Source organism: Actinoplanes sp. NPDC049599 (genome assembly GCF_044465625.1).
Classification (GTDB): Bacteria; Actinomycetota; Actinomycetes; order Mycobacteriales; family Micromonosporaceae; genus Actinoplanes.
In genome coordinates this window covers 140165-164579 of the sequence record NZ_JBITLX010000021.1, presented here as the reverse complement: position 1 = coordinate 164579, position 24415 = coordinate 140165, and the positions used below count along the sequence as shown (strand labels likewise).

Genomic DNA, 24415 nt, shown 5'->3' with positions numbered 1-24415 from the left:
CGTACGAATCAAGGAGACACGACGTCAGCGGGCGACCAACACGATTTTCAGCCCGGAACGGGCCACCTCGCCAGAGGCGACAGGGACTAGCCCCGCAAAACAACCGAACCCCGGCAACCCTCGCCCGAGGGCAGCCGGCTCGCGCGCATACGCCGTCGGCCGTGCCCTCGAACCGCAACGCCACGAGATCCAGGCAAGGGCAAGCGAGGTGAGGCCGTGTTGGCCGACGGGTGCGCGAAGTGGCCGCCCCCGAAGGCGAGCGCCGGGGCAAACTTGTGACGCTGAGGCTCCCTCCTCGCCCAAGTGCAACAAGATCCAGCCGGCGCAGCGAAACCGCTGAGCGAGTCGACGTGCCAGGCGGGCAGGGCGACGCGAGCGGCTAGGTCGACGCGGCAAAGCAACGCTGGGCCATGACTGCGGGACGCAAGGCGCAAAGCTGCCAGAGCCGTCGCGACGCACCCGCGACAGCGCAAGGCGGAACGAGTCGTTATGAGTCATGACAAGTCGGGCGGCGCGAGGCGCGGCGCGAGGCGCGGCGCGAGGCAGGGCGGCGCGGGGCGGCGCGAGGCAGGGCGGCGCGGGGCGGCGCGAGGCAGGGCGGCGCGAGGCGGCGCGAGGCGGGACGGGCGGAGAGCGGGGCGGTTTGTGCTGGTGGGCGAGCTGGGGACGGCGAATCCGTGGATGTTGTGGACTAATGGTCAGCTCCGCACCCCAGCGCTACAAGATCGCGCGAGGAACCCCAGCCGGGCAGGCGGGGAAGGGGAAAAGGGTGACCACAACGGGCTTGGGGGCGGGGATGACCCACGCAGGGACCAAGCCTGACCGCCCGGAGTGGGTCATCCCCGCCCCCAAGCCCACCATGCAACCAGCCGGCAGCGGATAGAACATGCAACCACCCTGCGTTCGGCGGGAGCGACGGTCAGCACCATGCAACCAGCTACGACCTCAAGCTTTTGATCTTCAGGTGAGCGCGTCCGCAGCCGCCGGGTCGCTGTCGCGGAGGAACTGGGCGCACCGAGCCGCCTCGTCCGATTCGCCGATCTCCGCCGCCGCCAGCGACAGGCTGTGCAGGCAGCGCAGGAAGCCCTGGTTCGGCACGTGCGACCAGGGCACCGGGCCGTGGCCCTTCCACCCGTTGCGGCGCAGCGCGTCCAGCCCGCGGTGGTAGCCCGTGCGGGCGTACGCATAGGCCGTGACCGGCTGCTTTTCGGCCAGGGCGCTTTCCGCCAGGGCCGCCCAGCCGCCGCTGTAGGCCGGGAAGCGGGCCGCGACCGTCTTGTAGGCGTCGTCCGTGCCGGTCTGGGCCGCGGCTGCCATGGCAGCGTCGGCCTCGGTGTCGGCGGGGAGGCGGGTGGCCGGTGGCTCGGGAAGGAGGTTTTGCATGCGCCTATTCAACCGCGTGATGGTTGGTGAATGTCAGCTGGCCGGGTCCCAGGCGGCGCCGAGCTTGTGGAGCCGGTCGGCGTACTCGATCCGGTCGCGCCACCCCGCCGGCCAGGCTGACATGCCGAGGGCCGCGCCCGCGAAGCCGCCGGCCAGGCACGCGATGGAGTCCGAGTCGCCGGAGGTCGCCGCCGCGCGGCCCAGCACGGTGAGCGGCTCGTCCGGCGAGAGCAGGTAGCAGTACAGGGCCGTGGCCAGGGCTTCCTCGGCGATCCAGCCGGCGCCGGTGAGCAGGCACGGGTCGCCGTCGACGGGGCCGCGGCGCAGGGCGGCGGTGACGCGGTCGAGGGCCGCCGCGGTTTCGTCCCAGCCGTGGGCGATGAAGTCTTCCGGCGTTGTTGCCATCGGGCGCTGCCACAGGTCGCCGAGCCAGTCCTCGTGGTAGGTGCGGCGCTGGTCGGCGCAGTGCTGGCGGAGCCGCGGCAGCAGGTCGGCCGGCGCGAGGCCGTCGCTCAGCCAGCGCACCGCGTACGCGGTCAGTTCGCTCGCCGCCAGCCCCGTCTCGTGCCCGTGGGTGAGGCCCGCCTGCAGTTGCGCCGCTCCGGACCGCTGCTCGTCGGTGAGGCCCGGGAGCAGGCCCACCGGGGTCACCCGCATGTTGGCGCCGCATCCCTTCGAGTGAATCTGCGACGCCCGTTGCCAGGGCCGGCCGTCCGTGAGGTCGGCGCACGCGCGCAGGCAGGTCATGCCCGGGGCGCGGTTGTTGTCGGGGCTGATCGCCCAGTCGAGGAACGCCTGCCGGAGCACCGGTTCGAGGCTCGCCGGGGTCAGTGGGCCCGCCGCCACCAGGGCTTCGCCGACCGCCAGCATCATCTGGGTGTCGTCGGTGACCAGCGCCGGGTCGCCGGTCAGCTCGCGCGGTCCGGCCGGGCCGTACGCGGCGACGATCGTCTCGTAGTCCTGGAATTCCGTGGGCTTGCCGAGCGCGTCCCCGTAGGCCAACCCGAACAGTGATCCCGACGCCTTTTCCACGCTGACTACCCTACGGTGATGCCCGGTGATCCATTGCAGTCCGTGTTCGGCGGCGACGTGCCGTTTGATGCCACCGCGTTCGAGATCGAGTCGCGCGCCGAGTTCGATACGCACCTGACCAAGCGGTCGCTGGCCGGGCTGATCGTGCTCGGGCTGCGGCTCGACGAGCAGCCGCCCGACTTCGCCGGCGTCGACGTGCGCGACACCCTCTTCGTCGGGTGCCGGCTGGCCGGTCCGGAAGTGGAGATCGACCTGATCAGGCGGGGCGCGCACCTGGTGCCGCCGTTCGCGGCCCGGCCCTACCCGACCCACCCGGCGCATCTCTACACGCCCGAGGATCTCGCCGCCGGCTTCGCCCAGGACAACTTCGCCGGCATGTACGACACCTGCGTCTACGACCACTTCCTGACCCACGGCGGCGCGGCGCCCGATCTGCGGGAGGCCATCGCGCAGCGGTTGCACGACGCCGGCATCGACAACGCCCTGGGCAAGGCGCTGGCCGCGTGGGTGCAGGTGCACGGCGCCCGGGGCGCAGTCGGGATCATGGGCGGGCACGCGGAGCCGCGCGGGTCGGCCGCGTACCGGATGGCCGCGACCCTGGCCTGGCGGCTGGCGGACGCGGGCCGGTTGATCGTGACCGGCGGCGGGCCCGGCGTGATGGAGGCGGCCAACCTGGGCGCCTACTTCGCCGACCGGACGGCGGACGAGCTCGCCGCGGCCATCGATCAGCTGGCGGTCGCGCCGGACTTCCGCGACCACGACCCGTTCACAGCCGCGGCCCTGGCGGTACGGGCGGCCTACCCGGCCCCGGAGTCCGCGGCGGGCGACGTGGTGGGCCGGCTCACCCACGGCGGCCTGGCCCTGCCCACCTGGTTGTACGGCCACGAGCCCGCGAACCTCTTCGCCGGCCAGATCGGCAAGTACTTCTCCAACGCGGTCCGCGAGGACTCGATCCTGCGCCTGTCCCGGGGCGGGATCGTCTTCGCGCCGGGCTGGGCGGGCACGGTCCAGGAGGTCTTCCAGGCGGCGACCAAGACCTTCTACCGGACGGACGGCCCGTCGGGCGCGTTCGTCTTCCTGGGGGTGGAGCACTGGTCGGCGCTGCCGGTGGAGGCGCTGTTGCGGCCGCTGCTGGCCCGCTCCCCGCACGGCGACCAGTCGGACCTGCTCGTGGTCACCGACTCACTCGACGAGGCGATGGCCGCCCTCGCCATCGTCTAGGACGAGCTCGTAGGTCTGGCCGACGAGGTCCACGCCGAAGCTGTGGTGTGGTTCCTCACCGGTCAGGACAAAACCGCGGCTGAGGTAGATCGCCCGCGCGGCGGTCAGCGGATCGTTGGTCCACAGCCGTACGGCCGGATAGCCGGCGTCCCGCGCGAACCGCACGCAGGTGTCCACCAGGCGGCCACCCAGCCCGTGCCCGCGCCCGGACGGGTGCACGAGCAGCAGCCGCAGCTGGGCCGTCCCCTCCGGCCCTGCGACGCAGAAGACGCAGCCCACCCGCTGCCCGTCGACCTCGGCCACCCACCCGGCCTCGCGCTCCGCGTCGTGCCCGGAGGCGAAGTCCGCGACGATCCGGGCGACGAGCGCCTCGAAGGTGCCGTCCCAGCCGTACTCCCGGGCGTACACCTCGCCGTGTGCCGCGATGACCCAGCCCAGGTCGCCCGGCTTCGTCAGCTGCCTGATCATCGCCACTCCCGACGGTTGACTGAAACGACTGTTTCAGTCACCATAACCGAGTGTCGGCCCGACGAGCTGAGCTGCTGGAGCGCGCCTACCGGCAGGTGCTGACCCACGGCCTGGCGGACATGTCGCTGCGCCCGCTGGCCACCGCCATCGGGTCCAGCCCCCGCGTGCTCCTGCTGCTGTTCGGCAGCAAGGACGGCCTGGTGCGCGCGCTGCTGGAGCGGGCGCGCACGGACGAGCTGACGATGCTCGCCCGGATCCGCGACACCGACGACCCGGCGGCGGAGGTCTGGCAATGGCTGGCCGCCCCCGAGCACCGCCCGCTCCTCGTGCTGTGGGCGGAGGCCTACGTCCGTTCGCTCGTCGACCCGGACGGGCCATGGGCCGGCTTCGCGCGCTCCACGGTGGACGACTGGCTGGAGATCCTGCCCACGCTCACCCTCGCGGTGCTGCGCGGGGCGTTGCTGGACCTGCTCGCCACCGGCGACGTCGAACGGACGACGGCGGCGGTGGCGAGCCACCTCAGCAGCGGCGACGCTTGAGCGTGCGGGCGCAGTCCTATGACTGCACTGAAGCGCTCCGCGGAGGTCAGGCCACGTGCACGCGGCGCCAGCTGTGCACCGGCAGGTCCATTTCCGGTACGTCGGTCAGCCCGTTCTCGTCCATCGCGTTGAAGACCGCCAGTCGCGCCCCCTCGAACAGGAACTCGACCGCGTGCAGCACCCGGGGCCGCCACTCCTTGACCGTGGTCCGCTCGATGATGTTGACCTCGCGCAGCCGCCGGCCGCGGGCGTTGCGGAGCGCCGCGTGCGGGTCGGCCCGCCAGTCGAGCTGGATACCGGTGGCGTACCACTCGATCGGCGCGCTCATGTCCACCTGGTTCCAGGTGATTGCACACTCATCGAACTTGCGGTGGGTAATTTCCACGTTGGTGCCGCCGAAGCCCAGGACCACCGGGCCGTCGGCGAACCAGCCGCGCTCGGACATGTCCCACATCAGCCAGCCGGCGAGCAGCGGACGGCCGATGAGCCGGGAGAACCGTGCTCTGTGGACGGCGGCCAGGGCCTCGGCGTCGTGATGCCAAACGGGATCATATCCCTCGATGCCGAGCATGATCACCGCCCTCAATTGGACAAGACGACGATCGTACCCACGCCTCTGCGTAGTCCCGCAACACGAGAACGGCCGGCCCCCACGTACGGGGACCGGCCGTCATCGCGAGCTCACTTGACGAGCGTGGTGCCCGTCGAACGCAGGTGCTCACACGCCTCGACGACGCGCTTGGCCAGGCCGTTCTCGGCCAGCTTGCCCCAGGCGCGGGGGTCGTACTGCTTCTTGTTGCCGACCTCGCCGTCGATCTTCAGCACGCCGTCGTAGTTGCGCAGCATGTGGTCCACGACCGGCCGGGTGAAGGCGTACTGGGTGTCGGTGTCGATGTTCATCTTGACCACGCCGAAGTCCAGGGCGCCGTGGATCTCCGACAGCAGCGAGCCGGAGCCGCCGTGGAAGACCAGGTCGAACGGCTTCTCCTTGCCGTACTTGGCGCCGACCGCCTCCTGGATCTCCTTGAGGATCTCCGGGCGCAGCTTGACGTTGCCGGGCTTGTAGACGCCGTGCACGTTGCCGAAGGTCAGGGCCGTCATGTAGCGGCCCTTCTCGCCCAGGCCCAGCGCGGCGGCGGTGGCCAGGCCGTCCTCGACCGTCGAGTACAGCTTGTCGTCGATCGCGGCGGAGACGCCGTCCTCCTCGCCACCGACCACGCCGACCTCGATCTCGAGGATGATGTGCGCGGCGGCGGCCGCGGCGAGCAGCTCCTCGGCGATCTGCAGGTTCTCCTCGACCGGTACGGCCGAGCCGTCCCACATGTGCGACTGGAACAGCGGCGCCCGCCCGTTGGCGACCCGCTCCTTGGAGAGGGCGATCAGCGGGCGCACGTACCCGTCGAGCTTGTTCTTGGGGCAGTGGTCGGTGTGCAGGGCGATGTTGACCGGGTAGTGCTTGGCCACCTCGGTCGCGTACTCGGCGAGGGCGACCGCGCCGGTGACCATGTTCTTGATCGTCGGGCCGGACGCGTACTCGGCGCCGCCGGTGGAGACCTGGATGATGCCGTCGCTGCCCGCCTCCGCGAAGCCCTGCAGGGCGGCGTTGAGCGTCTGCGAGGACGTCACGTTGATCGCGGGGTACGCGAACGCGCCAGCCTTGGCGCGGTCGAGCATCTCGGCGTAGACCTCAGGGGAAGCGATGGGCATCTGGTGCGCTCCTTGATCTCGGTACGGAAGCAGAGGGCAGGACCGCGCTGTCCTCCAGCAGGCAGTATTCCGCAGCAGGGGACGGCTACGGAAATCGCCCCGTTATCAGCGCCTGGTTTGCGCGGCTCACCGGAGGGGGACGCATACCCACAGACCGGAAGGGAGCCGACGATGACGTACCCCGAGCACGAGCTCGACCCCGAGACGCCGGAGGCGGACGCCGCTGAGCAGGCAACCCTCGCCGACCCCAGTTCGGACGAGTCCGAGCCGCCGCGGTCCGGCTCCATCGAGGCGCCGGAGTGGGACAGCTGGGAACAGCGTCGGGTCGTGCAACTCGAAGACGAGGACAGATGACCGCTTCTGGGCTACTTCGTCACGTATAGCGGGTTAGCCCGAGTCCACGTCTGCAGCGTGTCACCGCGGATCGCCGCGTACAACCCCGGGCCCACGCCCGGGTAGATGCGCTCGCGGCCCTCGGGGGTGGCGCGGAAGCTCGGCTCGCTGACGCCCACCACCTCCGCGGACTCCAGCGACGTGATCACGGCGAGCAGGGCGCCCCGGCCGCCGTCGAGTTCGATGCCGTCCCGGCCGGCCTTGAGCAGCGCCTGCATCCTGGCCGGGTCGGCGAGCGTGCCGTCCTCGGTCAGCTTGGCGGCCAGCGCGCCCAGGAAGCGCTGGGTGTTGCGGTCCCGGTCGTAGCTGCCGTTCTTGAGGCCGTAGCGGGACTGGAGCACCGACGCGATCTCGTCCGCGGTGAGGTGCTGGCAGCCCTTCGGGAACTTCCGGCCGGTGGGCGTCACCTTGATCGACTGCGGCAGGCACATCTCGACCCCGCCCACCGCCGCCGTCACCGCGCGCAGGGCCCGCAGGTCCAGCGTCACCCGGGCGTCGAAGTCGACGCCGGTCAGCACGGCGACGGTCCGTTCGGCGAGGGCCGGGCCGCCGTGCAGCAGCGTCTCGGCGAGCTTGGCCTTCGAGCCGTCCGGCAGCGTGACCTCGCCGTCGCGAGGCAGGCTGATCAGGTAGGTCCGGCTCCGGTCGGCCGGCACGTGGATCATCATGACCGTGTCGGCGTGCCGCTGCCGCGGGTCGTCCCAGCGCAGCCTGTTGTCGTTGCCGAGCAGCAGCACGTCGATCGGCCCCGGCGGCGGGAGCGGCTGGGCGGCCAGTGGCTCGACCGTCGGGACCGCCGGCGTGCGGTCGCGCCACTGGTCCACGGCCATCGGCGCGGCGGCGCCGGCCAGCAGCACGACGGCGACGGCACCGGTGAGGCGCCGGGCCAGGCGACGGCGCTTGGCGCGTACCCAGGCCAGGTCGATCCGGGCGCGCACCGGCGCGACCGGCGGGGCCAGCGCCTCGTGCCGGGCGAAGGTGGCCCGCAGCTCGTCCTCGATCCCGCTCATCGGGCCTCCACCAGCTCGGCGCGGAGCGTGCTCAGGGCTCGCGAGATGGACGAGCGGACCGTGCCGACGGCGCAGCCCAGCGCCTCGGCGATGTCGGCGTCCGGCAGATCCTCGTAGAACCGCAGGACCACCGCGGCGCGCTGGCGGCGGGGCAGCTTGGCGAGCATGCTCCAGATCCGGTCCCGTTCGGCTGTCTCGTCGGCGTGGTCGGTGGGCACCGCGCGTACCGGATCCGGCTCGGCCCGCAGCAGCACCCGCCGCAGCCAGGAACCGCGGCGCAGGTCGATGAACTGGTTGGTGAGCATCTTGCGGACGTAACCGTCCGGGGAGTCACTGGCGGCCACCCGCCGCCAGTTGAGCTGGACGCGGACCATCGTCTCCTGCACGAGATCCTGCGCCGTGTGCGGATCGCCGGTCAGCATGACGGCATACCGCAGCAGCGCGCCGAGCCGGCTGTCGGCGAACTCCTCGTAGGTCACGGGCACCTCCGCTCCTACGACGGGTGCGGACCCCCGAATCATTGCGTCACCCGGCAAATCGTTCGCTGACTGTTGTCCCGCGCTGCCATCATCAGCCGGTGCTGCTCACCGTGACGACCACCCACCGGCCGGCGACCGATCTCGGTTACCTGCTGGTCAAGCACCCTGACAAGGTGCACTCCTTCGACGTGCCCACCGGTACGGCCCACGTCCTGTTCCCGGACGCGGCCGATGACCGGTGCACCGTCGCGCTGCTGCTCGACGTCGACCCCCAGCGGCTCGGTGCCGCGCGCGGCGGTCGCCGGCAGCAGTCGGCGCCGGAGTCGTTCGCGCTGGGCCAGTACGTCAACGACCGCCCGTACGCCGCGTCCAGCCTGCTGGCCGGCGCCCTGGCCAAGGTCTTCCGCAGTGCCCTGCGCGGCGCGAGCAAGGACCGCCCGGAGCTGGCGGAACGGGCCATCCCGCTGGAGATCCACGTGCCGGTGCTGCGGTGCCGGGGCAGCGCGGCGGCGCTGTTCGAGCCGCTGGGCTGGACGGTCGTCGCGACGCCGATCCCGCTCGACGACGTCCCCGAGGGGCACCCGCTGGCCGGCGACAGCCCGTACGTCGAGCTGACCCTGACCGGCGCGCTGCGGCTGGCCGACGCGCTGAACCACCTGTACGTGCTGCTGCCGGTCCTGGACGACGCCAAGCACTACTGGGTCGCGCCCGACGAGATCGACAAGCTGCTCCGGGCCGGCGAGGGCTGGCTGGCCACGCACCCGGAGAAGGTGCTGATCACCAGCCGCTACCTGGCGCACCGCCGGTCGCTGGCGGCCAGCGCGCTGGAGCAGCTCGACCGGATCGACCCGGACTCGGTCGACGCCCCGGCCGACACGGCGGCCGACGAGGAGGCCGAGCTGCCGGTGGCCCGCAAGCAGTCGCTGGCCGAGCAGCGGCGCGACGCGGTCCTGGCCGCGCTGAGCGAGTCCGGCGCCACCCGCGTCCTGGACCTGGGCTGCGGCGGCGGCGCGCTGCTCGCCGCCCTGGTCAAGGACCGCACCTACACGACGATCGTGGGCACCGACGTCTCGTCGCGCGCGCTGGACCTCGCACACCGGCGGCTGCGGCTGGACCAGGTGCCCGAGCGCCAGCGCGACCGCGTCACGCTGTGGCAGTCGGCGCTGACCTACCGGGACGACCGGCTGCGCGGCTTCGACGCGGCGGTGCTCATGGAGGTCATCGAGCACGTCGACCCGCCGCGGCTGCCCGCCCTGGAGGCCTCGGTCTTCGGCCACGCCCGCCCGGCGACGGTCATCGTGACCACGCCGAACGCCGAGTACAACGTGCTCTACGAGGGCCTGACCGGGATGCGGCACTCCGACCACCGCTTCGAGTGGACCCGGGCCGAGTTCCAGGCCTGGGCTCTTGCTACTGCGTCCGCGCACGGCTACACGGTCGGCTTCCGCGGAGTGGGCGACCAGGACTCGGACCGCGGCACCCCGACCCAGATGGCGATCTTCACAAATGCACCGAGGGAGGAGAAGTCATGACCGAGATCGACATCCCGGAGCTCGCGCTCGTCGCACTGGTCGGCATCTCCGGCTCCGGCAAGTCGACCTTCGCCCGTGAGCACTTCAAGCCCACCCAGGTGCTCTCCTCCGACTACTTCCGCGGCCTGGTCGCGGACGACGAGAACGACCAGTCAGCCTCCGGCGACGCCTTCGACGTGCTGCACTACGTGGCCGGCAAGCGGCTGGCCGCCGGCCGGCTGACCGTGGTCGACGCCACCAACCTGCAGCCGCACGCCCGGGCCGGGCTGATCAAGGTCGCCCGCGAGCACGACGTGCTGCCGGTGGCGGTGGTGCTGGACGTGCCCGAGGCGCTGGCCTGGGAGCGCACCCAGGGCCGGGCGGACCGCACGTTCGGCCGCCAGGTGCTCAACCGGATGCACCGGGACCTGCGCCGCTCGCTCGGCCAGCTGGCCCGGGAGGGCTTCCGCAAGATCCACGTGCTGCGCGGGGTGGACGAGATCACCGCCGCTTCGGTGCGCTACGAGAAGCTGTTCAACGACAAGCGGGAGGTCACCGGCCCGTTCGACATCATCGGCGACGTGCACGGGTGCCGCGAGGAGCTGGAGACGCTGCTCGCCACGCTGGGCTACACGCTGGTCCGCGACGAGGCCGGGCGTCCCGTCGACGCGGTGCACCCGCAGGGCCGTACCGCGGTGTTCGTGGGTGACCTGGTCGACCGCGGGCCGGACTCCCCCGGGGTGCTGCGCCTGGTCATGGGCATGGTCGCGGCCGGCACGGCGATCTGCGTGCCGGGTAACCACGAGCAGAAGCTGGCCCGCAAGCTCAACGGCCGCAACGTGCAGCTCACCCACGGGCTGCCGGAGACGCTGGAGCAGCTGGCCCGCGAGGACGAGGCGTTCACCGCCGAGGTGCGCACCTTCATCGACGGCCTGGTCAGCCACTACGTGCTGGACGGCGGCAAGCTTGTGGTCGCGCACGCCGGGCTCAAGGAGGCGTACCAGGGCCGGGCGTCCGGCCGGGTGCGCTCCTTCGCGCTCTACGGCGAGACCACCGGCGAGACCGACGAGTACGGCCTGCCGGTCCGCTACCCGTGGGCGCGCGACTACCGCGGCTCGGCGGCGGTCGTCTACGGCCACACCCCGACCCCGGCACCGGAGTGGATCAACAACACGATCTGCCTGGACACCGGCTGCGTCTTCGGCGGCAAGCTGACCGCGCTGCGCTGGCCGACCCGCGAGCTGGTGGCGGTGCCCGCGGCCCGGGAGTACTACGCCCCGGCCCGGCCGCTGGTCCCGGTCGACACCAAGCCCGACGAGGGCCTGGATCTGGCCGACGTGACCGGCCGCCGGCACCTCGACTACGGATACGGCCGCACCACGGTCGCCGCCGAGAACGCCGCCGCGGCGCTGGAGGTCATGAGCCGCTTCGCGCTGGACCCGGCGACGCTGGTCTGGCTGCCGCCGACGATGGCGCCGTGCTCGACCTCGACGCTGGATGGCTACCTGGAGCACCCGGCGACGGCGTTCGCGGACCTGCGGTCGGCGGGGGTCGGCACGGTCGTGTGCGAGGAGAAGCACATGGGCTCGCGGGCCGTGGTCCGCGTCTCACGCTCGGGCGTGGGCGACGCCGTCTGGACCCGCACCGGCCGGCCGTTCTTCGACGCCGAGCGCAACACGGCGCTGCTGGCCGGCGTCCGCGCGGCGGCGGAGCAGATCTTCACCGAGCTCCGCACCGAGTGGCTGCTGCTCGACACCGAGCTGCTGCCCTGGTCCGCCAAGGCCGGCGGCCTGATCCGCGAGCGGTACGCCGGGGTCGGCGCCGCGGGACGGGCGGCGCTGCCGGCTGCCCTGGCGGTGCTGGAGCGGGTCGCGGCGCGCGGTCTTGACGTCGCCGAGCTGCGCGAACGGCTCGAACTGCGGGTGACGGAGATCAACGGCTACTCGGCGGCATACCGGGCCTACGTGCAGCCGACCGACGGGCTGACCGGGGTGACGCTGGCGCCGTTCGCGGTGCTGGCCGGCGCCGGGGTCTCGTACCGGGACAAGGACCACGGCTGGCACCTGGAGCTCGCAGACCGGCTCGTCGCCGCCGACCCGGTGCTGTTCACGCCGACCCGGCGGATGGTGGTCGAGCTGGGTGATCCGGCCGCCGAACGGGCCGCGACCGACTGGTGGCTGGCGCTGACCGCGGCGGGCGGGGAGGGGATGGTGGTGAAGCCGTACGCCGGGCTGGCGATGACCGACACCAAGGGCCGGCTGGTGCAGCCCGGGGTCAAGTGCCGCGGCCGGGAGTACCTGCGGATCATCTACGGCCCGGAGTACACCCGCCCGGAGCAGCTCGACCGGCTCCGCCAGCGGTCGCTGGGCCGCAAGCGCGGTCTCGCCCTGCGCGAACACGGCCTGGGCCTGGCGGCGCTGGACCGGCTCGCCGCGGGCGCCCCGCTCTGGCGGATCCATGAGCTGGTCTTCGCCATCCTCGCGGCGGAGTCGGAGCCGGTGGACCCGCGGCTGTAATCCACAGCATGCATACAGGTACCGCCGGGGCAGCGGCCGGTACCCTGGCTCCTCGTGGACATCCATGCGTTCTCCGAACAGCTCGCCCTGAATCCGATGGACCCGAAGGACCTGCTGCAGACCTTCGGGTTGATCGGCGTCTGGGCGATCCTCTTCGCGGAGACGGGCCTGCTCGTCGGGTTCTTCTTCCCCGGCGACTCGCTGCTGTTCCTGGCCGGGGTGGCCGCGTCGCCGGTCGCCGACTCGATCTTCGGCGACGGCACCCGGATCTCGCTGGCGGGCCTGCTGATCGGCGCGCCGCTGTGCGCCGTCGCGGGCGCCCAGCTGGGCCACCTGCTCGGCGCCAAGTACGGCCGCCGGATGTTCGACCGCCCGGACAGCAAGCTGTTCAAGCGCGAGTACGTCGAGAAGGCGGAGTACTACTTCGAGAAGTTCGGGCCGGCCAAGGCCGTGGTGCTGGCCCGCTTCATCCCGATCGTGCGCACGTTCCTCAACCCGGTGGCGGGCACCCTGGGCATGCCGGCGCGCCAGTTCTTCATCTGGAACGTGGTCGGCGCGATCCTCTGGTGCGACGGCATCATCCTCATCGGCTACCTGCTGGCCCAGCAGATCTACGACGCCATCGGCGACAAGATCGACCGCTACATCCTGCCGGTGGTCGCGCTGATCGTGCTGATCTCGGTGCTCCCGATCATCATCGAGATGCTCCGCGAGCGGCGGGCGAAGAAGAACACCCCGGCCGACCCGGGCCCGGCGACCGCGATCGGCGTGGTGGCGGCGGCGACCGTGGCCGGCATGGCGGAGGCGATCGTCGACCACGACCACGACGACCACCCGCAGGACCAGCCGCGGCCGCCGGCGCACTACGGCGACCACCAGCAGGAGCACTACGGCGACCACCGTGATCACAAGCCACGCCACTCGGCCTGAGCCGGAACGGGCACACGGAACGCCCCGCGCGCCGGCTCGGGAGAGCCGGGGCGCGGGGCGTTCCGCGTCAGACGGAGACCGCTGAGGATCCGACAGTGGCCAGCCGGTCCAGGAACTCCTCCGGGACTTCGCGGAGGTTCTCCAGGCGGCCCAGCGTCAACGCCCGGTAGGTCAGCGTTGCGGCCTCTTCCAGATAACGGGCCCGCTTGTGGGCCAGCTCGACCGAGTCGGCCAGAACCACACAGCCATGCTGGCTCAACACCAGGCAGTCTGTGCCGTCGGCCGCCATCGCCGCCGTCAGCGCCGCCACCTCGGTGCTGCCCGGCAGGCGGAACGGCACGGTGGAGACACGCTTGAGGTAGAAGGCGTGGTCGGTTGTCACGATGCGGATGTGCTCACCGAGCGCATCCAGCAGCAGTGCGATTTGCGGGTGCAGGTGGACCACCGCGTTCACGTCCGGGCGGGCGCGGTACAACGCCAGGTGGAGGGCGATTTCACTGGTCGGGGTCAGACGTGGGGCCGGCAGCGTGCCGACGGACGCGGGCGCGCCGTCGGAGATGCGTACCGACGCGAAGCTGGTCCTGCTGAGTCTGTCCAGCCAGGCACCGCTCGCGGTGACCCAGCAGGCGTCCTCGTCGGGGATCCGGGCGGACAGATTGCCGCCGGAGCCACAGACCAGTCCGGCCTGGACCACGTCATAGCCCACGTGCGCGAGCTGGTCGCGCAGATCGCCGGGCACGTAGTTCAACCCGTCAACTCCTCGGGTCCGGGGGGTGGATCCTGATGGAGGTGTCCCGCCTGGCGTCACGCCCCATGAACGGTGACGCCAGGCTTTGCCGGGTGTGCTCAGCGGGCCTTTTTGGTGGCCCGCTTACGCGGCGGGGTCAGCAGGTCCGCAATGGTCGCGATCGCGCTGGGAACCAGCCGGTAGTACGCCCACACGCCGCGCTTCTCGCGCTCGAGCAGGCCGGCCTCCGTCAGGATCCGCAGGTGGTGACTCACCGTCGGCTGCGACAACCCCAGCGGGGCCGTCAGGTCGCAGACGCAGGCTTCACCGTCCGTAGCGGACTGGATGAGGCTGAGCAGCCGCAGCCGAGCCGGGTCGGCGAGTGCCTTGAGCACTCCCGCCAGTCGCTCCGCATCGGCACGTTCAATTGGCTCGCCGGCAAGCGGCGAGATCTGAGGCATTGTCATTTCCGCCAACGCAGTTCCCACGATCTCCATCCTTCCACCAACTGCATCGATTCTCCTGCATGTGCGCAGGAACGAACCGGCTAACTTTCAGGCCGTAAGGCCGAGCTCGGTCGAACGGTAGGCCGATCGGTACGTCTGTCCGGCACCCCGCACGGGCAGCGTCCGCACTCCGATCGACCATTCCGCGACACCGACTTCGGTCTCTGCCTCCTGCAACGCCTCAGCCGCCGTCTGGTCGCTGGTCAAACCCGTCGAGCTCTCGATCCCCGCCCCCGGAGTGAGCCGCCCCACATTGTCGATTCGCGATCCGTTCGATGGCTGCCCGACGCCCGCCCGGTCGTCGGAAACTGCCTTGTCCTGCACCGTCACACGGCGTGGGTCGCGATCACAGTCACCTTCACGACCCGATGAAAGCACGACACAACGCTCCGCGATGGGCAATTCAGTGATGAATTTACGCAGGTCGTGATGGGCTTCCATCACATCGAGCGTACTGGCTGCCCCAAAACTGGAACGTTCTGCCCCGCCGGGGCGGAAAGGAACTATTGACCCACGGCAAAGCCCGGGCCGGACAGTAAATATTGTTAACCGAAGGGTCTCGGCCACCCCGCTACGGACAGGCATAGATGCAGCTCAAAGCACCTTTCCGCCACACCCCGCCCGGGGCGGCACGCAACGACGGTCATCGAACGAGTACACACCGACACCGTTGTCAGGTCTCCACGATTGCCCGTCCAGCGAAAAACCACCACCGAGCGGCACCGCGGAAGCGACCGGACAGCGAAATCCGGCACATCCTCGTGCCCTCAACGGTACCCGTTCGGGTGACGCACGTCCGTCGATGCCGTGTCCCGCCTCAGCTGGACGGACGTGACCAGTACTCATCATCGGGGCCCGGCTGCGGCGGCCCGGCCGGCGCGACGCCCGGCGGAGTCACCGGCGGCGGCGCGGCGGCGGGGTACGGCGACCCATAACCCCCCATTGGTGGCGCCGAGTAACCACCCGTTGGTGGCGGCCCGTAACCGACCGGCGGAGCCGGGTACCCGCCCGGGGCGCCGTAGCCGGGTGCGGCGAACGGGTCCGGCGGCAGCGGCTTGGGCGCGCGGCCGAAGAAGGTGCCCGGGCTGGCCAGCAGCAGCACGCCCACGATGACGTATCCGAGCATCTGAGCGATCGCCAGGCCGATGTTCAGCGGGATCCACGCCCGGGGGTAGGCATCCGAGAGCGCGGCCGCCAGCGAGCCCTGGACCGGGTCGCCGGCGCGCTCCACGGCCACCGTGGCCGTCGTGGCGCAGCCACCCAGCAGGCCCAGCCCGGCGACGACCCAGGTGGCGATCCGGGCGGCGTTGCTGCCGCGGCGCAGGCCCAGCGCCAGCACGACGTAGAGGGCGAAAAGGATCACCGCGAGCACCGCGCCGAGGGCGGCGCCGATCCAGACCACGGTGACGAACCCGTCGACGTCCGCGCCGCTCGCGGCGCCACCGGCAGCGGCCCGGAACCGGTCGACCGTGCCGGGGGCGATCACCAGCGTGGCGACCGCGTACCCGAGGCCGACCACCGCCATCATGATGAGCAGGACTGACGCCGACGCGACGGACCCCGGACGGCGGGGTGCGTCGGTGGGGGCCGGTGCGGCTGCCGGCGGCTGCATAACGTACGACATGGACGTCTCCCGGGTGATCCGTTGCGGACGAACCTACCTGGACGTGCGACGCGCCGCCGGGGATACCCGGCGGCGCGCGACAACAGTGAGGTCAGGCGGGATCGGTCGGTGACCGCCCCGGTTTGTCCTCGGGCCCGGGCGGGGGCGGCGGCGCGCTCCACGGATCGGTGGGCGGCACGCTGCCGGTGTGCGGGTCCGCGCCACCGGGCTGGCCGGGCGCGGGACCCGGGCCGGCGGGCGGCGCGCTCTGCGGATACGGCGGCTGACCACCGGCGCCGGGCTGACCCGGATAGGTCGGGTACGGCGACTGGCTCGGGTACCCCGGGTACGGCGGCGCCTGACCCGGATACCCCGGGTACGGGTTCAGCGGGTCCCAGGCGACCTGCGGCTTGCGGAAGTACGCGTTCGCCGCCGGCAGCGCCAGCAGGATCACCGCACCCAGCAGCGCCAGCACGATCAGCACGGTCAGCGTGGTGGAGATCGGCGTGAACCAGCCGGGCAGCTCGTCGGAGAGCCGCGCCTCGACCTCGCTGGCGCTGGGCCCGGAGGTGGAGCCGGCGTCCAGGTTCATCCCGCTGGTGGCCGCGTTGCCGAGCAGGCCGAAGCCGTTGCAGCAGAGGAAGATCCCGCCGAGCACCCAGGTGGTGATCCGGGCGCCCTGCCGGCCGCGGTTGTTGTAGATCGCCAGGATCGCCAGGCCGGCGGCGAACAGGATGTTGATCACCACGCCGACCACGCTGACCGCCACGATGATGCTCTCCATGCCGGAGTTCGCGGTGTCGTCGTACAGGTCGGCGTAGACGTCGCGAATCGTGCTGACGGTGGTCAGCGAGAGCACCGCGGAGACGATCGAGGCCGCCGCGCTGAAGTAGAGCAGGTATGACGAGACGGTGACGACCGTCGGACGTGCGGGCGCTGCGGGCATTCCGGCGTTCATCGGATCAGACACGGCGCTCCCTCCTAGATCCACCACGGTATCGGGCGGCTGCCAGATCCGTCGACCGGGCGGCATCCGGGCGGCAGGTGTGGCAGCATCGCCCGATGTAGGAGGAAATCGCCTGAATTAGGTCGCTCATTCAGGGGGCGACAGACCGAGATCGCGACCCATACACTTCCACCTCGTGGCGCGCCGCAGGCATCAGAGTCCTCCGGTGACGCCCCCTGCCCGGCCGAGTCGCCGCCCCCGCCAGTTGAACGCCGGGGCCGAGGCAGACCGGATCCGGGCGCCTTCCCGATTGCGCCGGCCGCGTGACCATGCCGCGGCCGCCCCAGACTCGACAAGGACCGGTGAGTCCCATGCCCCACGCAGACACCCTGACCGTCGTGCACCATGACGACACGAGAACCAGCTACACCGACGTCCGGTACCAGTTGCACCGCGACGGCATCAGGATCTGGTCGTCCGAGGGCGAGCACGCCATCACGGACATTCTGATGACCCACGCCTACCGGCAGCGGGAGGCGCGGGCGAGCTGACAGACGAAGGAGGGGCACCCGTCGGGTGCCCCTCCTTTTTCATGCCCGTCGCACCGACAAGCCGTCCTTGGCCTCGTTCAGATCCACCCGGACCGTGTCACCGTCGACGATCTCGCCCGCGAGCAGCGCCCGGGCCAGCGAGTCGCCGATCGACGACTGCACCAGCCGGCGCAGCGGCCGGGCACCGTAGATCGGGTCGTAGCCCCGCTCGCCGAGCCACAGCACCGCGGCCTCGCCCACCTCCAGCGCGAGCCGGCGGTCGGCGAGCCGGTGCCGCAGCCGGCCCAGCTGGATGTCCACGATGGCCGCCAGGTCCTGCGCGGTCAGCGCCTGGAACACCACGATGTCGTCGAGGCGGTTGAGGAACTCCGGCTTGAAGTGCGCCCGTACGGTCGCCATGACCTCCTCACGCCGCTCCTCCTCACCCATGGTGAAGTCGGAGATGATCGACGAGCCGAGATTCGAGGTGAGCACCAGGATCGCGTTGCGGAAGTCGACCGTACGGCCCTGTCCGTCGGTGAGCCGGCCGTCGTCCAGCACCTGGAGCAGCACGTCGAAGACGTCCGGGTGCGCCTTCTCCACCTCGTCCAGCAACACCACCGAGTACGGCCGCCGCCGCACCGCCTCGGTGAGCTGGCCACCCTCCTCGTAGCCGACGTATCCGGGCGGGGCGCCCAGCAGCCGGGCGACCGAGTGCTTCTCGCCGTACTCGCTCATGTCGATGCGGACCATCGCCCGCTCGTCGTCGAAGAGGAAGCCGGCCAGCGCCTTGGCCAGCTCGGTCTTGCCGACGCCGGTGGGGCCGAGGAACAGGAAGCTGCCGGTGGGGCGATCCGGGTCGGCCACTCCGGCGCGGGCCCGGCGTACCGCTCCGGAGACGGCCGCCACGGCCTCGGTCTGGCCGACGACCTTGGCCTGCAGGGACTCCTCCATGCGCAGCAGCTTGGCGGTCTCGCCCTCCAGCATCCGGCCGGCCGGGATGCCGGTCCAGGCCGCGATGACCTCGGCGATGTCGTCGGCGCCGACCTCCTCCTTGACCATCGGCGGCTCGGTCTTCTCCTCCTCCGCCGCGGACGCGCTCTCGATCTCGGCGGTCAGCGCGGGGATCTCCTGGTACTGCAGGCGGGAAGCCTTCTCCCACTCCGCGTCGCGCTGTGCCCGCTCGAGCTCCGCCTGGGCCTCGTCGAGCTTCTTCTTGAGCTCACCGACCCGGTTCAGCCCGGTGCGCTCGCGCTCCCAGCGCGCGTTGAGCGCGGTCAGCTCCTCCTCGCGGTCGGCGAGGTCACGCTCGAGGCGTTCCAGGCGGGCGATCGACGCGGGGTCGGTCTCCTTCTCCAGCGCCAGCTTCTCCACCCGCATCCGGTCGACCTGGCGCTGCAGCTGGTCCAGCTCCACCGGGCGGGAGTCGATCTCCATGCGCAGCCGGGAGGCGGCCTCGTCGATCAGGTCGATGGCCTTGTCCGGCAGGAACCGGTCGCTGATGTAGCGGTCGGACAGCGCCGCCGCCGCGACCAGCGCACCGTCGGTGATCTGCACCCGGTGGTGGGCCTCGTAGCGGCCCTTGAGCCCGCGCAGGATGCCGATGGTGTCCTCGACCGTGGGCTCGCCCACCACGACCGGCTGGAAGCGCCGCTCCAGCGCGGGGTCCTTCTCGATGTGCTCGCGGTATTCGTCAAGGGTGGTCGCGCCGACCATCCGCAGCTCGCCACGGGCCAGCATCGGCTTGAGCATGTTGCCGGCGTCCATCGAGCCCTCGCCCTTGCCGGCGCCGACGACCGTGTGCAGCTCGTCGAGGAAGGTCACGACCTGGCCGTTGGAGTTGCGGATCTCCTCGAGCACGCTCTTGAGGCGCTCCTCGAACTGGCCGCGGTACTGCGCGCCGGCGACCATCGCGCCGAGGTCCAGCGAGACCAGCTTCTTGTCGCGCAGCGTCTCGGGCACGTCGCCGGCCACGATGCGCTGGGCCAGGCCCTCGACGATCGCGGTCTTGCCGACGCCGGGCTCACCGATCAGCACCGGGTTGTTCTTGGTGCGCCGGGACAGCACCTGGACCACCCGGCGGATCTCGGCGTCCCGGCCGATCACCGGGTCGATCTTGCCGTCGCGGGCCAGCGCGGTCAGGTCCACGCTGTACTTCTCCAGCGCCTTGTAGGTCTGCTCGGGCTCGGCGGTGGTGACCCGCCGGTCCCCGCCGCGCACCGACGGGAACGCCGCGACCAGGGTCTCCTCGGTGGCGCCCACGTCGCGCAGGACCTTGCCGACCGCGCCGCCCACCCGGGCCAGCCCGGCCAGCAGGTGCTCGGTGGAGACGTACTCGTCGCCGAGCGGCTTGGCGATCAGCTCGGCCTCGCCGATCGCGTTGACGAACTCGCGCGACAGGCTCGGCTCGGCGGTGCTGGAGCCGCGGGCGGACGGCTGCTGCTCGACCGCGCGGACCGCCGCGCGCCGGACGTCGGCCGGGTTGGCGCCGACCGCGCGCAGCAGCGCCGACGCGGTGGAGCCGCCGGTGTCGAGCAGCGATAGCAGGAGGTGCCACGGCTCGACGGTGGCGTGGCCACGCTGATTCGCGTCGGCGACCGCACCGGTGATGACATCGCGGCTCTTGGTGGTCAGGCGTTCGGCGTTCATGAGCTCCCCTGGATCGGATCTTCCCAGTACTGCAAGCAATCCGAGACTTGAGCCTATTCCACTCAACTCTAGGTCGGCCAGTAACCCGCGACACTTCCTCTGCCCAACCCAGTTGACGTAACGGGCGTCACCCTGGGCAACTCCCTACGGTGCCGTAGCGTGGCCGTAATGGCCCCGGAAACATCGTCGCAGGCCGGGGCACGTCTCGGGCGCGCCCTGCTGCCCCTCGGATTTCTCTTCCTGGCCGTGGGCATCTCCACCGCCCTGTTCAACCCGTTCCTGTCGCTGTTCCTCAGCACGGAAGTGAACGCCGGCCCGCTCAAGATCACGTTCTTCCTGGTCGTGGCGCCGCTCGCCGGCGTGCTGAGCTCCCTGCTCATCGGGCGGCTCTCCGACCGGCTGCCGATCCGGCGCCGGCTGCTGATCGGCGGCGCGGTGGCCGGCCTGCTCGGCACCGGCCTGACCGCGGTGGTCCGCGACTACTGGGTGCTGCTCGCGCTCGCGATCACCGCGTTCGCGCTCGCCGGGTCGCTCTTCCCGCAATCCTTCGCGTACGCCCGGCAGGTCCTCGAACGCGACGACCCGGCACGCGCCGCGCTGGGCATCAGCGGCCTGCGCACGGTCTTCTCGCTGGCCTGGGTCGCGGGCCCGGCGCTGGCCGCGTTCCTGCTGGACAACGGCAGTTTCGTCTGGGTCTACGGCACCGCCGCGCTGATGTACGCCCTGGCCGCCGCGGTGGCGATCTTCTGGCTCGACGAGGTCCCCGCGCCCGCACCGCGCGCCCCGGACGCCCCGATCGACGACCGGCCGGACGCCCCGCGCTGGACCCTGTGGCTCACCGCGGTCGCGTTCACCCTGCTCCACACGCCGCTGACCCTGGCGGTGCAGGCCCTGCCGCTGTTCATCAGCGCCGACCTGGGCGGCGACGTGGGCGACGCCGGCCTGCTGCTCGGGATCTGCGCCGCCCTGGAGATCCCGCTGATGCTGGGCCTGGGCGTGCTGGCCGCCCGGGTGGGGCTGCGGGCGCTGCTCTTCCTCGGCGCGGCCTGCGGGGTCGTCTATTACGGCACGGTCGCCGTGGCCACCGAGTTCTGGTTGCTGGTCGGCGGGCAGGTGTTCAACGCGCTGTTCATCGCCGCGATCTCCGGGCTCGGCATCTCGTACATGCAGAACATGCTGCCCCGGCATCCCGGGCGGGCGACGACGCTGTTCACCAACGCGTTCCCGCTGGGCGCGATGCTGGCCGGGCCGCTCTTCGGGCTCTCCCAGGCCATCGACTACCGGCTCGCGTACTGGCTGTGCACCGGGCTGTGCGCGGCCGGGCTGCTGCTGCTGATCGTGGTGCGTAACGAGCGGATCGCTCAACCGGCCTGACTGATCCGTTACCGTTGTCGACGTGCGCGTACGGGTAGAGCAGACTCCGCTTCCTGGCATCGGTGTCCGGCACGATCTGGTCACCTCCTCCGGCCGTACGGTCGGTGTGGTCTCGCACCGCAACGGCCGCCGCGACCTGGTGCTCTACGACGTCGACGACCCCGACGCGTGCCTGGCCTCGATCCCGCTCACCGACGACGAGGCCGAGGCGCTCGCCGACGTGCTCGGCGCGTCGCTGATGCTGGGCCAGCTCGCCGGCCTGCGGCAGCAGGCGGCCGGGCTGCTCACCGAGCAGATCGCGCTGCCGGCCGGCTCGCCCTTCGTCGGCCGCAAGCTCGGTGACACCCGGACCCGCACCCGCACCGGCGCGTCGATCGTGGCCGTCCTGCGCGACCGCGAGGTGATCGCCTCCCCCGGGCCGTCCTTCGCCTTCGAGGCGAACGACGTCGTCGTGGCCGTCGGCACCCGCGAAGGTCTGGACGGCGTCACCGCCATCCTGGCCGGCGACACCGGCGACTGAGGCTGAGCTGACCCGCGGCGGAAAACCCAAAGAAAGCGGAGGGTTGTGCACAGCACGACGATCCTGCTCATCGAGGTCGGCGCGCTTCTCTTCGCGCTCGGCATGCTCGGCCGCATCGGCCGGCGCTTCGGCCTCTCGCCCATCCCGCTCTACCTGCTCGCCGGGCTCGCCTTCGGCCACGGCGGGCTGATCCCGCTCTCGGCCAGCGAGGAGTTCATCAAGGTCGGCGCCGAGATCGGCGTCATCCTGCTGCTGGTCATGCTGGGCCTGGAGTATTCGGCCAGCGAGCTGGTCGGCAACCTGCGCTCGGCCGCGCCCGCCGGCGTGCTGGACGCCCTGTTCAACGCCCTGCCCGGAGCCGGGTTCGCCGTCCTGCTCGGCTGGGGCTGGGAGGCCGCGCTGGTGCTGGCCGGCATCACCTGGGTGTCATCGTCCGGCGTGATCGCCAAGGTGCTCGGCGACCTGGGCCGGATCGGTAACCGGGAGACCCCGGTGATCCTCTCCGTGCTGGTCATCGAGGACCTGGCGATGGCGTTCTACCTGCCGCTGGTCACCGCCGTGCTGGCCGGGGTCGGCCTGGTCGGCGGGGCGAAGGCGCTGTCCGTCGCGGTGCTCACGGTGGTCGCGGTGCTGGTCGTGGCGATCCGGTACGGCCACGCCATCTCCAGCTTCATCTCGGTCAAGGACGCCGAGGCGCTGCTGCTCAGCGTGCTGGGCCTGACGCTGTTCGTGGCCGGGGTCGCGGCCGAGCTGAAGGTGTCCGCTGCTGTGGGAGCGTTCCTGGTGGGAATCGCGCTCTCCGGCCCGGTGGCCCACCACGCGACGCAGATCCTGTCGCCGTTGCGGGACCTGTTCGCCGCGGTGTTCTTCGTCTTCTTCGGGCTCTCCACCGACCCGGCCGCGATGCCACCGGTGCTGCTCCCGGCGCTGGGGCTGGCCGCGCTGACCATGCTGACCAAGGTGCTGACCGGGGTGTTCGCCGCCCGCCGGGTGGGTGTCGCGCTGCCCGGTCAGGTCCGGGCCGGGCTGGCGCTGATGCCGCGCGGCGAGTTCTCCATCGTCATCGCCGGGCTGGCCGTGGCCTCCGGCGTCGAGCCCGAGCTGGCCCCGCTGGCAACCGCGTACGTGCTCATCACGGTGGTGACCGGGCCGATGCTGGCGCGATTGTCGGACTACGCCTGGTTCAAGGCAATGATCCGTAAAAGGGCAACTGTGCGCCGTCCGGTGGGACCCGTTCCCGCTGCTGAATGACCCTTTCCGCAGCCGGCGAGCACAAAGCTACTGACCAGTATCCGAAAGTGATCTCTTACGACTTCCGTAGAACGCTCACCTCGCGCTAACGTGTCGCCGCGACAACAACGTGTTATCGGGTGACCAGCGACTCGCCGGATGCAGGGGATGCCCTTCCCAGCGGGTCAGCAAGGCCCTCTGCCGGGGAGGACGGCGGCATGAGTGAGCTAAACGAGGCGGCGTTGTGACCGTGCGTGAGTCGGCATTCTTCGGGTTCGTCAACCCGGTCGATCCGCGACCGGAGGAACTACAGGCCTGGGCCTACCACCCCGAGGCGGTACCGCTGGACGCGATGCCGTCCGACTGGGACCTGCTCATCAGCGGCGACGTGCTGGCGCCGACCCTGTTCGAGCTGGCGATGGACCGGCAGTGCCCGGCCCGCCGGTTCGCCCTGCACTGCATGTACATCTACGCGGCCGACGGCGTGCGCCCCAACGCCACGTCGCAGCGCAAGCGCCGGCTGAAGAAGTACGTGGAGCGCGCGGAAGAGGTCGGCGACGAGCCGATGGCGATGTGGGCGCACAACTGCCGCACGCTGATGACCCGGCCCGAGCTCTTCGACTACGAGGACTGGATCGAGGGCGGCCTGGTCCGCCACCCGCGCCGGCTGGCGGCGTTCGGCCGCCGCTGACCCGCTACCGCTCGCCCGAGCGGCGGGGCCGCCAGACCACCAGCGCGGTGGACGGGCGTTCCTGCCGCACCAGGTCGCGCCCCGGGTACGGCCCGACCGCCTCCAGCTGAGCGATCCGCCGGTACGCGTCGCCGAGCTGCTGTTCCAGCTCGGCGACCCGTTCCTGCAGTTCACTGGCGAGCTGCTCGAGGCCGATGATCCGCTTGATGCCGGCCAGGTTGACGCCTTCCTCCTGGCTCAGCTTCTGCACCTCGCGCAGCAGGGCCACGTCCCGTTCGCTGTAGCGGCGCCCGCCGCCACCGGCCCGGCCGGGCTGCACCAGGCCGAGCCGGTCGTACTGGCGCAGGGTCTGCGGGTGCATCCCGGCCAGCCGCGCGGCGACCGAGATGATCAGGACCTTCGCATCGGAGGCCTGCTCCACCGAGATGCTGATCTCTTCATACATGTGCC

The 24415-nt window shown here is 71.3% G+C and carries 25 protein-coding genes; 11 read left to right on the top strand and 14 right to left on the bottom strand.

Annotation, left to right across the window (positions count from 1 at the left end):
- Nucleotides 1–960: 960 nt before the first annotated feature.
- The gene (locus ACIBQZ_RS30760; protein WP_396092304.1) at nt 961–1383 is read right to left on the bottom strand and encodes a DUF3151 domain-containing protein; all 423 of its coding nucleotides are present in this window, start codon (nt 1381–1383) and stop codon (nt 961–963) included.
- A 33-nt stretch (nt 1384–1416) separates the two neighbouring features.
- Entirely contained in the window at nt 1417–2415 is a 999-nt protein-coding gene (locus ACIBQZ_RS30755; protein ID WP_396092303.1) for an ADP-ribosylglycohydrolase family protein, read from the bottom strand.
- Between the two features lie 18 nt (nt 2416–2433).
- Here ACIBQZ_RS30755 and ACIBQZ_RS30750 point away from each other — a divergent pair, with 18 nt between their 5' ends.
- Nucleotides 2434–3636 carry an LOG family protein gene (locus ACIBQZ_RS30750; RefSeq protein ID WP_396092302.1) on the top strand — a complete coding sequence of 401 codons (1203 nt, stop codon included), beginning with the start codon at nt 2434–2436 and terminating at the stop codon, nt 3634–3636.
- On the opposite strand, the gene ACIBQZ_RS30745 is transcribed toward ACIBQZ_RS30750, so the two are convergent.
- On the bottom strand, nt 3598–4104 hold the full coding sequence (locus ACIBQZ_RS30745) for a GNAT family N-acetyltransferase (RefSeq protein ID WP_396092301.1): 507 nt from the start codon (nt 4102–4104) through the stop codon (nt 3598–3600). The two genes, ACIBQZ_RS30750 and ACIBQZ_RS30745, sit on opposite strands and share 39 nt — an antisense overlap.
- A 50-nt stretch (nt 4105–4154) precedes the next feature.
- On the opposite strand from ACIBQZ_RS30745, the gene ACIBQZ_RS30740 reads away from it, so the two are divergent.
- A complete protein-coding gene (locus ACIBQZ_RS30740; RefSeq protein WP_396092300.1) occupies nt 4155–4643 on the top strand; it encodes a TetR/AcrR family transcriptional regulator in 489 nt (162 codons plus the stop codon).
- A 46-nt stretch (nt 4644–4689) separates the two neighbouring features.
- Here the strand turns inward: ACIBQZ_RS30740 and ACIBQZ_RS30735 are convergent, their stop codons facing one another.
- Nucleotides 4690–5214 carry a hypothetical protein gene (locus tag ACIBQZ_RS30735; protein ID WP_396092299.1) on the bottom strand — a complete coding sequence of 175 codons (525 nt, stop codon included), beginning with the start codon at nt 5212–5214 and terminating at the stop codon, nt 4690–4692.
- A 110-nt stretch (nt 5215–5324) separates the two neighbouring features.
- On the bottom strand, nt 5325–6350 hold the full coding sequence (gene fbaA, locus ACIBQZ_RS30730; RefSeq protein WP_396092298.1) for a class II fructose-bisphosphate aldolase: 1026 nt from the start codon (nt 6348–6350) through the stop codon (nt 5325–5327).
- A gap of 171 nt (nt 6351–6521) precedes the next feature.
- Here fbaA and ACIBQZ_RS30725 point away from each other — a divergent pair, with 171 nt between their 5' ends.
- On the top strand, nt 6522–6704 hold the full coding sequence (locus ACIBQZ_RS30725) for a hypothetical protein (protein ID WP_396092297.1): 183 nt from the start codon (nt 6522–6524) through the stop codon (nt 6702–6704).
- 11 nt (nt 6705–6715) lie between these two features.
- On the opposite strand, the gene ACIBQZ_RS30720 is transcribed toward ACIBQZ_RS30725, so the two are convergent.
- Nucleotides 6716–7753, bottom strand: a complete 1038-nt coding sequence (locus ACIBQZ_RS30720) for an LCP family protein (protein WP_396092296.1) — start codon at nt 7751–7753, stop codon at nt 6716–6718.
- Entirely contained in the window at nt 7750–8232 is a 483-nt protein-coding gene (locus tag ACIBQZ_RS30715; protein ID WP_396092314.1) for a SigE family RNA polymerase sigma factor, read from the bottom strand. Before ACIBQZ_RS30715 ends, ACIBQZ_RS30720 begins: the two co-directional genes overlap by 4 nt.
- A gap of 98 nt (nt 8233–8330) precedes the next feature.
- On the opposite strand from ACIBQZ_RS30715, the gene ACIBQZ_RS30710 reads away from it, so the two are divergent.
- From ACIBQZ_RS30710 to ACIBQZ_RS30700, 3 genes are read left to right on the top strand one after another with little or no spacing between them, the layout of a single operon-like run.
- Nucleotides 8331–9764 carry a 3' terminal RNA ribose 2'-O-methyltransferase Hen1 gene (locus ACIBQZ_RS30710; protein ID WP_396092295.1) on the top strand — a complete coding sequence of 478 codons (1434 nt, stop codon included), beginning with the start codon at nt 8331–8333 and terminating at the stop codon, nt 9762–9764.
- On the top strand, nt 9761–12259 hold the full coding sequence (locus tag ACIBQZ_RS30705) for a polynucleotide kinase-phosphatase (RefSeq protein WP_396092294.1): 2499 nt from the start codon (nt 9761–9763) through the stop codon (nt 12257–12259). The genes ACIBQZ_RS30710 and ACIBQZ_RS30705 overlap by 4 nt, the downstream gene beginning before the upstream one ends.
- Before the next feature lie 54 nt (nt 12260–12313).
- Nucleotides 12314–13189, top strand: coding sequence for a DedA family protein (locus ACIBQZ_RS30700; RefSeq protein WP_396092293.1), 876 nt, complete (start codon nt 12314–12316; stop codon nt 13187–13189).
- Between the two features lie 67 nt (nt 13190–13256).
- Here ACIBQZ_RS30700 and ACIBQZ_RS30695 read toward each other — a convergent pair whose 3' ends face one another.
- The 5 genes from ACIBQZ_RS30695 to ACIBQZ_RS30675 form a co-directional block, all read right to left on the bottom strand.
- Nucleotides 13257–13928: a class II aldolase/adducin family protein gene (locus ACIBQZ_RS30695; RefSeq protein ID WP_396092313.1), complete on the bottom strand. Its 672-nt coding sequence runs from the start codon at nt 13926–13928 to the stop codon at nt 13257–13259.
- A gap of 107 nt (nt 13929–14035) precedes the next feature.
- A complete protein-coding gene (locus ACIBQZ_RS30690; RefSeq protein WP_092549981.1) occupies nt 14036–14413 on the bottom strand; it encodes a helix-turn-helix transcriptional regulator in 378 nt (125 codons plus the stop codon).
- A gap of 57 nt (nt 14414–14470) precedes the next feature.
- On the bottom strand, nt 14471–14863 hold the full coding sequence (locus tag ACIBQZ_RS30685; protein ID WP_396092292.1) for a hypothetical protein: 393 nt from the start codon (nt 14861–14863) through the stop codon (nt 14471–14473).
- A 376-nt stretch (nt 14864–15239) separates the two neighbouring features.
- Nucleotides 15240–16046: a hypothetical protein gene (locus ACIBQZ_RS30680; protein ID WP_396092291.1), complete on the bottom strand. Its 807-nt coding sequence runs from the start codon at nt 16044–16046 to the stop codon at nt 15240–15242.
- Between the two features lie 91 nt (nt 16047–16137).
- A complete protein-coding gene (locus ACIBQZ_RS30675) occupies nt 16138–16995 on the bottom strand; it encodes a hypothetical protein (RefSeq protein ID WP_396092290.1) in 858 nt (285 codons plus the stop codon).
- A gap of 347 nt (nt 16996–17342) precedes the next feature.
- Here ACIBQZ_RS30675 and ACIBQZ_RS30670 point away from each other — a divergent pair, with 347 nt between their 5' ends.
- On the top strand, nt 17343–17522 hold the full coding sequence (locus ACIBQZ_RS30670) for a hypothetical protein (protein ID WP_212992846.1): 180 nt from the start codon (nt 17343–17345) through the stop codon (nt 17520–17522).
- A gap of 39 nt (nt 17523–17561) precedes the next feature.
- Here the strand turns inward: ACIBQZ_RS30670 and clpB are convergent, their stop codons facing one another.
- Nucleotides 17562–20150, bottom strand: coding sequence for an ATP-dependent chaperone ClpB (gene clpB, locus ACIBQZ_RS30665; RefSeq protein ID WP_396092289.1), 2589 nt, complete (start codon nt 20148–20150; stop codon nt 17562–17564).
- Nucleotides 20151–20318: 168 nt separating this feature from the next.
- Here clpB and ACIBQZ_RS30660 point away from each other — a divergent pair, with 168 nt between their 5' ends.
- The 4 genes from ACIBQZ_RS30660 to ACIBQZ_RS30645 all read left to right on the top strand — a co-directional run bounded on the left by ACIBQZ_RS30660 (nt 20319) and on the right by ACIBQZ_RS30645 (nt 23965).
- The gene (locus ACIBQZ_RS30660) at nt 20319–21524 is read left to right on the top strand and encodes a sugar efflux transporter (protein ID WP_396092288.1); all 1206 of its coding nucleotides are present in this window, start codon (nt 20319–20321) and stop codon (nt 21522–21524) included.
- Between the two features lie 22 nt (nt 21525–21546).
- Nucleotides 21547–22044, top strand: coding sequence for a cation:proton antiporter regulatory subunit (locus ACIBQZ_RS30655; protein WP_396092287.1), 498 nt, complete (start codon nt 21547–21549; stop codon nt 22042–22044).
- 45 nt (nt 22045–22089) lie between these two features.
- On the top strand, nt 22090–23295 hold the full coding sequence (locus tag ACIBQZ_RS30650) for a cation:proton antiporter (RefSeq protein ID WP_396092286.1): 1206 nt from the start codon (nt 22090–22092) through the stop codon (nt 23293–23295).
- A gap of 223 nt (nt 23296–23518) precedes the next feature.
- On the top strand, nt 23519–23965 hold the full coding sequence (locus ACIBQZ_RS30645; RefSeq protein ID WP_396092285.1) for a hypothetical protein: 447 nt from the start codon (nt 23519–23521) through the stop codon (nt 23963–23965).
- 4 nt (nt 23966–23969) lie between these two features.
- Here ACIBQZ_RS30645 and ACIBQZ_RS30640 read toward each other — a convergent pair whose 3' ends face one another.
- Nucleotides 23970–24410: a heat shock protein transcriptional repressor HspR gene (locus ACIBQZ_RS30640; RefSeq protein ID WP_396092284.1), complete on the bottom strand. Its 441-nt coding sequence runs from the start codon at nt 24408–24410 to the stop codon at nt 23970–23972.
- Nucleotides 24411–24415 lie beyond the last annotated feature (5 nt).